Raw genomic sequence first — 9,469 nt, forward strand, 5'->3', positions numbered from 1 at the left:
GACGGAGTGCCTGCACTCCGTCACCGCACCACTGCGGCGGAGCCGCTCAGCGCAGCTTGATGCTGCCGCCGTCCACCATCAGGGTCTGGCCGGTCATGTAGGCGGCGTCCTCGCTGGCGAGGAACACCGCGACCCGGCCGATGTCCGACTCGGGGTCGCCGAACCGGTGCAGCGGGGTCTTGGCGAGCAGTGCGTCCTCGACGCCGGGGTTCGCCTTGACGTACGCCTCGACGCCCTCGGTCAGGGCGAGCGGCGAGATGATGTTGACGTTGATGTTGTCGGGTGCCCACTCGTTGGCGGCGACCCGGCTGATCGCCCGGATCGCCTCCTTCGCGGCGGCGTACGAGCCCTGGTTCACCTGGCCCTCGATGCCGGCGCCGGAGGCGAAGTTGATCACCGAGCCCTGGTTCACCGCGAGCTGTGCGTGGGCGGCCTTCATCAGCCAGAACGTCGGGTAGAACCCGGTCCCGAACGACAGGTCGAGCATTGCCTGGGTGGTCTCGAGCAGGGGTGCCTGGCGCGACGCGTGGGCGTTGTTGACCAGGACGTCGACCTTGCCGAACGCCTCGACTGCTGCGTCGACGATCGCGGCCGCGTTGTCCTCCTTCGAGATGTCGGCGCCCAGGAACCTTCCGGCGCCGTCGAGTTCGTCCTCGAGCGCGTTTCCGGCGTCGTCGTTGATGTCGACGAACAGGACCTTGGCGCCCTCCTTGGTGAACGCCCGGACGATGCCACGCCCGATTCCGCCGGCACCGCCCGTGACGATGGCGACCTTGTCCGCAAGTCTCATGTCGGGTTCCTTCCGGTTCACCTGATCAGTCGACCGCGAGGGCGGGCTTTTCCAGCTCGGCCACGCTGTACGCAGCGTACGTCTCGTACGGTCCCCGACCCACGAAGTACGACGAGAGCTGTTCGTCGAGCTCCTCGACCGTGAATGTGGAACCTGCTGCGTCGAAACGGTTCTCGACCTTGGGGGAGGCCATGAGGGCCACCATCTTGCCGTACACGACGAACACCTGGCCGGTGATCTCGTGCGAGGCCGGCGAGGCGAGGTAGCTCACCAGGGTGCCGACTCGCTCGGGGGCGAGCGCATCGAGGGAGCCGGTGTCCTCGGCCTCGCCGAACGCGTCGGCGGTCATCGCGGTGCGGGCGCGTGGGCAGATGGCGTTGGCGGTGACGCCGTAACGGGCCAGGCCCTGCGCGGAGGACAGCGTCAGCGCGGTGATGCCCGCCTTCGCGGCCGAGTAGTTCGGCTGTCCGGCCGAGCCGAAGAGGAAGGCCTCGGAGGAGGTGTTGACGATCCGTCCGTACACGGGTCCGCCCGCGGCCTTGCTGGCGTTGCGCCAGTACACGGCGGCGGCGCGCGAGGTGGCGGCGTGGCCCTTGAGGTGCACACGGATCACGTCGTCCCAGTCGGACTCGGACAGGTTGAAGATCATCTTGTCGCGCAGGATGCCCGCGTTGTTGACGAGGATGTCGAAGGAACCGAAGTTCTCGACGGCGGCGGCGATGAGTCGCTCGCCGAGCGTCCAGTCGGACACGTCGCCGAGCACGGCGACGGCGCGTCCGCCCGCGGCCCGGATCTCCTCGGCCACGGCCTCCGCTGCCGGTCCCATGTCATTGACGACGACGGCAGCGCCCGCGGCGGCGAGGGCGAGCGCCTCCGACCGTCCGAGTCCGGCGCCCGCGCCGGTGACGACGGCCGTGCGCCCCGCCAAGCTCACTGTTTCACCCATGAGGGTCTCCTTCGGTGTTGGTTGGGTTCCTCGGAAATTAGTATTCATTCTAATTTCTGGCAAGAATGGGCTGACGGGTTCGGGCGGTCCCGGTGACCGAGAGTGAGAGCCGACACATTCGTGCGTTGCGGGAGGCTCCGATGGCGTCCTCGCCAACGGAACCGAAGGGCATTCGATGTCGCTCAACCTTGCAGACCTGTTCGAGGCGGCGGTCGACGCCGTCCCGGATCGCACCGCCGTCGTGTGCGGCTCGCAGCGGCGCACCTTCGCCGAACTCGACCAGCGGGCCAACCGGCTCGCTCACCACCTCGATGCCGCCGGGATCGGGCCCGGGGCCCACGTCGGGATGTTCATGCGCAACAGCACCGAGTTCGTCGAGGCACTGTTGGCCTGCCTGAAGATTCGGGCCGTCCCGGTGAACATCAACTACCGCTACGTGGACGCGGAGCTGACGTACCTGTTCACCAACGCGGAACTGGTCGCGGTGATCGCGGACGGCGAGTTCGCGCCGACCGTCGCCGCGGTGTTGCCGAACGCGCCCGAGGTCGGTCTGGTGGTGACGGTCGGTCCGGCCGCTGACGTCACCTGGGGTTCGGCGTGCGCCGTGGATCTCGAGGCAGCAGTCGAGAGCGGATCGGGGGCCCGGGACTTTCCCGACCGCAGCAACGACGACCTGTTCGTCATCTACACGGGTGGTACCACCGGCATGCCGAAGGGCGTGATGTGGCGGCACGAGGACTTCTTCCACGCCGCACTCAGCGGCGGCAACCCGTTCGGTGACCCCTACGAGAGCGCGGCCGAGATGGCGGCCGCCGTCCCGCACATCCCGCCGATGACGTGGATGCTGACCGCGCCCCTGATTCACGGCGCTGCGCTGTACTCGCTGTTCACTGCGTTCATGGTCGGTGCAACTCATGTCCTGATGCCCAAGTTCGACGCGCAGGAGTGCCTGGCGTTGATCGAACGCGAGCGTGTGATGACGATGACGGTGGTCGGTGATGCCATGGCCCGACCGCTCGCCGACGCCATCGACGCGAGCGCCAAGGACCACGATCTCAGCTCACTGTCGGTGGTCGGGTCGGGCGGCGCGCTGTTCTCCAAGAGCGTGCGGGACCAGTTGAGCGCGGCGCTGCCCCAGCTCACCGTCCGAGACGGGTTCGGTGCCTCGGAGTCCGGCGTCGACGGCAACCTGGAGATCGGCGCGGACGGACTGTTGCGGATTGCCGCCAAGCCGACCGTTCGGGTGGTCGACGAGCGGATGCGGCCGATCGCGCCCGGATCCGGCGAGGTCGGCTACATCGCCCGTTCCGGCAACGTCCCGCTCGGCTACTGGGGCGACCCCGAGAAGACCGCCGCGACGTTCCCGGTGATCGACGGTGTTCGCATGTCGATCCTCGGCGACATGGCCAAGGTGGACGACGACGGCTCGATCGTGCTGCTCGGCCGCGGCTCGATGTGCATCAACAGCGGTGGCGAGAAGGTCTACCCCGAGGAGGTGGAGATGGCCGTCAAGAGCCATCCCGCCGTGATGGACGCACTGGTCGCCGGAGTGGAGGACGCCCGGTACGGGGAGACGGTCGGGGTGGTGGTCCAGACCCGCGAGGGATTCGAGACTCCGGGCCTCGACGACCTGATCGGGCACTGCAGCACACAGGTGGCCCGCTACAAGGTGCCGCGTGTGGTTGTCGCGGTCGACGCGATCGTGCGTTCGCCGGCGGGCAAGGCGGACTACCGCTGGGCCAAGTCCACGCTGGAGGGTCGGGCGTCGGTCCGGGGCTAGACCAGCACAGGTCGCCGGACACCCGAAAGGGTGTCCGGCGATTGCGGTTTCGAGGTTCCGGACTAGAAGGACAGTGCCGCGCCGGTTGCGCCGGCAGCGAGGATCTCGCGGGCCTCGGCGCGGCCGTCGAGCAGTCGGTTCGTCCGGACGGTGACCTTCCACCGGCCGTCGACGCGGGCGAGCTCCCAGCGGTTCGCGGTGATGCGGGCGACCCGGTTGGTGCCGGTCTCGCCGTCGTGCATGACCAGCTGAGAGTGGCAGGTGGCCACCGCGGTGTCGCCGTCGAGGACGATGTGCGGCGGCCCGACCAGGTGCGCGCAGCCGCCGTGGATGTACGACTGGTGGTTGCGCGAGTGCACCATCGCCTCGATCTCGGTCCGCCCGGTCATCGCGCCGGTGTCGACGTCGTAGCGGCCGTCCTCCGTCCACAGGTCGGCGACGGCCTCGGCGGATCCGCTGTCCACGGCCGGGCCGTAGCCGCTGATGAGGTTCATGATGTCGAGCCTGTCCTCGAGCATCTGGACACGCTCCGCAAGCCGGCCGACAAGCTCGGTGTTGTCTGTCATGTGGTGGTCCTTTCGGTTGTGGTTCAGTCGAATTCGATGCCGAGCGGTCGGGCCAGCTGTTCGAGGGTGGCGAGCTGGTCGCAGAAGTGCGTAGCGCTGGTCGCCTCGAGGTTGACACTGGCGACGGTGGCGCCGGCGCCGCGCAGTCGGCTCAGGGTGCGGGCGGTGGCGTCGGGCGAGCCCGCCGGGTCGAGGGAGCGGCCCGCGTTGAGCACGATCTCCATCCCGGCGGGCACCGGGGCATTGGCGAGCATGGCCGCCAGGTCGTCGATGCGAATCCCGAACGGGACCCAGCCGTCGCCGAGTTCGACGGCGCGGCGCAGCGAGCGGGGGGTCCGGCCGCCGATCCACAGCGGCAGGTGCTCTTGCACGGCGTGCGGTTCGATCACGAAGTCCTCGAAATCGTAGAACTCGCCGTGGTATTCGGGGGTGGGACGGCCCAGGGCCGCGCGCAGTGCGCGTAGTGCGTCGTCCGCGCGCGCCCCGCGGCCCTCGAAGGGGGCGCCGAGGAGGTCGAACTCCTCGCGCAGGCTGCCGACGCCGAGGCCGAGCGTCACTCGTCCGCCGCTGACGCGGTCGAGGGTGCCGTAGCGCTTGGCGATCTCGAGTGGGTGGTGGTAGCCGAGCACGAGAACCTGAGTGACCAGCCGGATCCGGCTGGTCCGGGCGGCGAGGAAGCCGAGGGTGGACAGCGGATCCCAGTAGGTCCCGCCGCGTTCGGCGGCGGTTTCCGCCGGGACCGCGACGTGTTCGCTGCAGGTGACGTGGTGGTAGCCGAGCCGGTCGGCGGTGGCCGCGATGTCGGCGACCTCGGTGATCCCCGCCTCGATCTCCCAGGCTGCCCGGGTGGCAGGGTGCTGGATCAGCACCGGGCTGACGATCCCGATTCGCATGTCTCTCTCGCTCCCTGTTGGTGGGCCGACCCCTGTCGTTCCTATCGCAGTTCCCGCCCGCCCGGAATCGATCTCTCGATGACCGGGACGAGCGATTCTCGGTCGGGTGTTCCCGATCACACCTTCAGTTGCTACAGTTTCAGAATTCATTTCAGTTTTGCGGATCGGTCCACCCGGTCCGGATCGACAGGAGTCGCCATGACTGTCATCACCGAAGCTCCCGCGCGCAGTGACAAGCGGGAGGTCCCGCCCTCGATGGTCGAGCGCATGACCCTGATCCTCGACGCGTTCGACGGTCGCGCCGCTCGACTGACCCTCGAGGAGGTCGCCTGCCGGTCGCGGTTGCCGCGATCGACCGTCCACCGCATCCTCGATTCCCTCGTGAAACTGAACTGGGTCGAACACGCGGCCTTCGGGTATCGCCTCGGCAGGCGCGCCCTCGGGATCGGCGGCGGCGGCGGTCATGCGGAGGTTCGGGAGGCGGCCGCGCCGCTGCTGCACGACCTGCACATGCAGACCGGCATGGTGGTGCACCTGTCGGTGCTCGACGGCCACGAGGCGATCTACCTGGACAAGGTCGGCGGCAGGATGGCGAGTTCGATCCCGTCGCGGGTGGGTGGCCGGGTGCCCGCGCAGTCCACCTCGGCGGGCAAGGCGATGCTCGCCTGGCTCGACCCGGAGCGCGTGGACGCCCTGTACGACGGCGCGCGACTGAACCGCTGTACCGAACGGACCATCACCGACTTGGGCACCCTGCACCTCGAGCTGAACCGGATCCGGCAGCGCCGCGGGCTGGCGTTCGAACGCGGGGAATCGGCGCGCGGGGTGGCCTGCGTCGGCGTCGCCGTTCGCGGGCACGAAGGCCCGGTGGCTGCCGTCTCACTGTGCGGGGATTCTCGCACGGCTCAGCTCGAGCGCGTCGCCCCGCTGGTGGTCGATGCGGCCCGTGAGATCGGACGGACGCTGTACCCCGAGCTGGGCAGCCCGCGCCGGTCGTCGCGGCCCGTCGAGCCCGTGACGGAGACCTGGTCAGCGGAGGCGCTCAGCCGGCTGACCGTGGCGGGCCTGCGCAGCGGCTGGATCTGAGTCGGCCCCGGTCGCCTCAGGTGCGCGCCGAGACCGGATCGAGCCCGAACCCCCCGCGGAAGAAGACCATCGGACGATCGTCGCGGACCGCCTCGAGTTCGAGCACCCGACCGAGCACCACGTCGTGGTCGCCTGCCGGGTGCACGGTGTCGACCTCCGCGTGCACCCGCACCAGGACCTCGTGCAACGACGGTGTCTCCCAACGGGAGCGCTCCCAGTCGAGGCCGTCGAACTTCGCGCCGCGGCTGGATCCGAACCGTCCGCACACGTCTGCCTGGGACTCGGCGAGGACATTGACGGTGAACCGTCCCGCCCGCCGAATCCGCGGCCACGCGCGGCCGCGGTGATCGGCGCAGAACAGCACCAGCGCCGGATCCAGCGACACCGACGCGAACGACTGGCAGGCGAACCCGATCGGTCCGTCCTCGTCGAGTCCGGTCACCACGGTGACACCGGAAGCGAACTGGCCCATGATCTGCCGCAGCTCGGCGGGGTCGTGGGTGGCGGTGGTCGTGGTCTCGTGACGCATGAAAACGAGCCTAGGAATTCGGCATCCGGGCTCCGGTCCAGGATCCCGTTCAGTGGAACCGTGTGGGCACCCTTACACCGCGCTCGCCGGGCCCGAGGCGATCTCGCTGATCGAGACCAGCCCTCCCCGGCGCCGGCAGAACTGGAAGCGTCGGCGCCATGACGAGTGAACTCACCTACGAGGGCACCAAGCGGGAGGTCGCCACAGACCTCGGCGTGCTCCGATACCACGAGGCCGGCGACGGCCCGCCACTGCTCCTGCTGCACGGATCCGGCCCCGGCGTCACCGGCTGGCGCAACTATCGCGGCGTCCTCGGCGACTTCGCCGAGCACTTCCGGTGCCTCGTACTCGAGTTCCCGGGCTTCGGCGTCAGCGACCCCGGCGACGGCCACCCGATGGTGATGGCCGGTGCGTCGGTCGGGATGTTCCTCGACGCGATCGGCATCGACGAACCGGTCCACATGATCGGCAACTCGATGGGCGGCATCGTCGCCACCAACGTCGCCATCAACGCGCCACAGCGGGTGAACAAGCTCGTCACCATCGGCGGCATCGGCAAGAACGTGTTCGCGCCCGGGCCGGGTGAGGGCATCAAGTTGCTCATGGAGTTCACCGACAACCCGACCCGCGACGGACTGATCCGATGGCTGCACTCGATGGTCTACGACCCCGCTGTCGTCACCGAACAGCTCATCGAGGAACGGTGGGAACTGGCCACCGAGCCGAAGACCCTCGAGATCGCCGCCCGGATGTACAGCAGCACGGCGTTCGCCGCCACTGCGGCCGCCGCCCGGGCGTCCGGGGCGACCCCGTACTGGGCCCAGCTGCACAGGGTGCAGGCACCGACCATGCTGACCTGGGGTCGCGACGACCGGGTCAGCCCGGTGGACATGGCGATGCTTCCGATGCGGGACATTCCGAACGCCGAACTGCACGTGTTCCCCAATTGCGGGCACTGGACGATGATCGAAGCAAAGCAGGCGTGGGTGTCCGCGGTGCTGGCATTCCTCACTCGCACGGAGAAGGCGAGCGACCGGTGACCGAACAGAACTGGGACAAGACCGTCGATTTCCTCGTCGTCGGTAGCGGCGGCGGCGGCATGAGCGCGGGCATCACCGCGGCTGGGCAGGGCCTCGACACGCTGATCATCGAGAAGGGCAAGAAGTTCGGCGGTTCGACGGCCATCTCGGGCGGCGGGATCTGGATCCCGAACGCACCCACACTGACCCGCAAGGGAGCCGGTGACGACCCGGAGGCAGTCCGCCGCTACCTGCGCACCCTCACGCGGGGGACGGTGCCCGATGCCCGGATCGACGCCTACGTGGACGCGGGCCCGAAGCTGATGGAGCTGCTCGACCGCAGCCCGCACATGAAGCTGTACTGGGTCAGGGGCTATTCCGACTACCACCCGGAGGAGGACGGCGGCAGCGCCCTCGGACGCACCATCGAATGCCTGCCGTTCGACACCCGAAAGCTGAAGGAGGACGAGCAGTTCCAGCGTCCCAACAGCATGAAGGGTCCGCTGGGCCTGTGGGTCACCTCGAAGGACTACCACGACCTCGCGATGGTCAAGCGGACGTGGCGGGGCCGCAAGGCGTCCATGATCGCGGCCTGGCGGGTCGGCTCGAACGTCATCCGTCGCCGCCACATGGCGACCGGCGGCCGCGCCCTCGCGGCGCGGCTACGGATGGTCCTCAAGGACGCCGGCGTGCCGCTGTGGCTGCGCACCTCGATGACCGAACTGGTCACCGACGCCAACGGCACCGTGATCGGTGTGGTCGCCCAGCGTGAGGGCAAGGCGGTCCGGATCGGGGCGCGGCGCGGTGTGCTGCTGGCGACCGGCGGCTTCGACCACAACCAGGAGATGCGCGACCAGTACCTGCCCCAGCACGGCCGCGCGGACGTCAGCTCCGGTGCCAGGGAGAACACGGGCGACGGCATTCGTGTCGGCCAGCAGCTGGGCGCCGCGGTCGACCTGATGGACGACGCCTGGTGGATGCCGTCGGTGCTCCATCCGATGGGTGCGGTGATCCCGCTGGTCTCCGAGCGGTGCATCCCGCCGTCGGTGATCGTCAACGCCGAGGGCGAGCGCTTCACCAACGAGTCGTCGCCGTACGTGAACTTCGTGCACGACCAACTCGAGGGCGGTCACGTCCCGGCCTGGTTCGTGATGGACACGAAGGCCAAGAATCGCTACCCGTTCGCGCAGGTGCTGCCGAACATGCCGTTCCCGCAAGGGTTTTACGACTCCGGTGTGGTGCACAGGGCCGCGACCCTGGCCGAGCTGGCGGACAAGATCGGGGTGCCCGCGGACAAGCTCACGGCGACCGTCGAGCGGTTCAACGGCTTCGCCCGCAACGGCAAGGACGAGGACTTCGGCCGCGGCGACAGCGCCTACGACCGGTACTACGGAGACCCGACCATGAAGAACCCGAATCTGGACGAGATCGTCAAGGGCCCGTTCTACGCGATCCGGTGCGAGGCCGGTGACCTCGGCACGAAGGGCGGTCTGGTCTGTGACGAGAACAGCCGGGTCCTGCGCGCCGACGGTTCCGCGATCGCGGGGCTGTACGCGACGGGCAACGCCACCGCCTCGGTGATGGGCAACGAGTACGCGGGCGCGGGCGCCACCATCGGCCCGTCGATGGTGTTCGGATATCTCGCCGTCGAGCACGCCGCGAGGCATACGCTCCCACTCAGCGAGAGCACACCCGCCGTGTCCGGCTGAGTGCTGGGACGTTCGCTGTCAGTAGGCGGCTCGCCGCCGGATCATCACGAGAGAGCCGAGGGAAGTCATGGGTCAGGTCCAGGATCGGATCGAGCAGTACGCGGAGGAGATCCGCGCCGAGGGTGTCGAGGGCGACAAGCTGATGCGGCTG

Annotated in this window: 9 protein-coding genes; 4 read left to right on the plus strand and 5 right to left on the minus strand. The window is 68.9% G+C overall.

Translation table 11 applies throughout. The features are described from left to right. Nucleotides 1-46: 46 nt before the first annotated feature. Both ACFXGJ_RS22745 and ACFXGJ_RS22750 read right to left on the minus strand, forming a co-directional pair. The gene (locus tag ACFXGJ_RS22745; RefSeq protein WP_378625182.1) at nucleotides 47-790 is read right to left on the minus strand and encodes an SDR family NAD(P)-dependent oxidoreductase; all 744 of its coding nucleotides are present in this window, start codon (nucleotides 788-790) and stop codon (nucleotides 47-49) included. Nucleotides 791-815: 25 nt separating this feature from the next. Continuing rightward, nucleotides 816-1,736 carry a 3-oxoacyl-ACP reductase gene (locus ACFXGJ_RS22750; RefSeq protein ID WP_378625185.1) on the minus strand — a complete coding sequence of 307 codons (921 nt, stop codon included), beginning with the start codon at nucleotides 1,734-1,736 and terminating at the stop codon, nucleotides 816-818. Nucleotides 1,737-1,911: 175 nt separating this feature from the next. On the opposite strand from ACFXGJ_RS22750, the gene ACFXGJ_RS22755 reads away from it, so the two are divergent. Continuing rightward, a complete protein-coding gene (locus ACFXGJ_RS22755; protein ID WP_378625188.1) occupies nucleotides 1,912-3,516 on the plus strand; it encodes an acyl-CoA synthetase in 1,605 nt (534 codons plus the stop codon). Nucleotides 3,517-3,578: 62 nt separating this feature from the next. On the opposite strand, the gene ACFXGJ_RS22760 is transcribed toward ACFXGJ_RS22755, so the two are convergent. Then, nucleotides 3,579-4,082: a nuclear transport factor 2 family protein gene (locus ACFXGJ_RS22760; protein WP_378625191.1), complete on the minus strand. Its 504-nt coding sequence runs from the start codon at nucleotides 4,080-4,082 to the stop codon at nucleotides 3,579-3,581. Nucleotides 4,083-4,105: 23 nt separating this feature from the next. Next, nucleotides 4,106-4,975, minus strand: coding sequence for an LLM class F420-dependent oxidoreductase (locus ACFXGJ_RS22765; RefSeq protein WP_378625194.1), 870 nt, complete (start codon nucleotides 4,973-4,975; stop codon nucleotides 4,106-4,108). 198 nt (nucleotides 4,976-5,173) lie between these two features. Between ACFXGJ_RS22765 and ACFXGJ_RS22770 the strand changes: the two genes are divergently transcribed. Then, nucleotides 5,174-6,061, plus strand: a complete 888-nt coding sequence (locus tag ACFXGJ_RS22770) for an IclR family transcriptional regulator (RefSeq protein ID WP_378625196.1) — start codon at nucleotides 5,174-5,176, stop codon at nucleotides 6,059-6,061. Nucleotides 6,062-6,077: 16 nt separating this feature from the next. Here the strand turns inward: ACFXGJ_RS22770 and ACFXGJ_RS22775 are convergent, their stop codons facing one another. Continuing rightward, the gene (locus ACFXGJ_RS22775) at nucleotides 6,078-6,590 is read right to left on the minus strand and encodes a flavin reductase family protein (protein ID WP_378625199.1); all 513 of its coding nucleotides are present in this window, start codon (nucleotides 6,588-6,590) and stop codon (nucleotides 6,078-6,080) included. Nucleotides 6,591-6,748: 158 nt separating this feature from the next. Here ACFXGJ_RS22775 and ACFXGJ_RS22780 point away from each other — a divergent pair, with 158 nt between their 5' ends. Together ACFXGJ_RS22780 and ACFXGJ_RS22785 are read left to right on the plus strand one after the other, a co-directional pair. Continuing rightward, complete coding sequence (locus ACFXGJ_RS22780; RefSeq protein WP_378625202.1) at nucleotides 6,749-7,630, plus strand: alpha/beta fold hydrolase; 882 nt, start codon at nucleotides 6,749-6,751, stop codon at nucleotides 7,628-7,630. Then, nucleotides 7,627-9,318 carry an FAD-binding protein gene (locus ACFXGJ_RS22785; RefSeq protein ID WP_378625205.1) on the plus strand — a complete coding sequence of 564 codons (1,692 nt, stop codon included), beginning with the start codon at nucleotides 7,627-7,629 and terminating at the stop codon, nucleotides 9,316-9,318. The genes ACFXGJ_RS22780 and ACFXGJ_RS22785 overlap by 4 nt, the downstream gene beginning before the upstream one ends. Nucleotides 9,319-9,469: the final 151 nt, after the last annotated feature.

The organism is Rhodococcus sp. NPDC059234 (assembly GCF_042754225.1).
Classification (GTDB): Bacteria; Actinomycetota; Actinomycetes; order Mycobacteriales; family Mycobacteriaceae; genus Rhodococcus_G.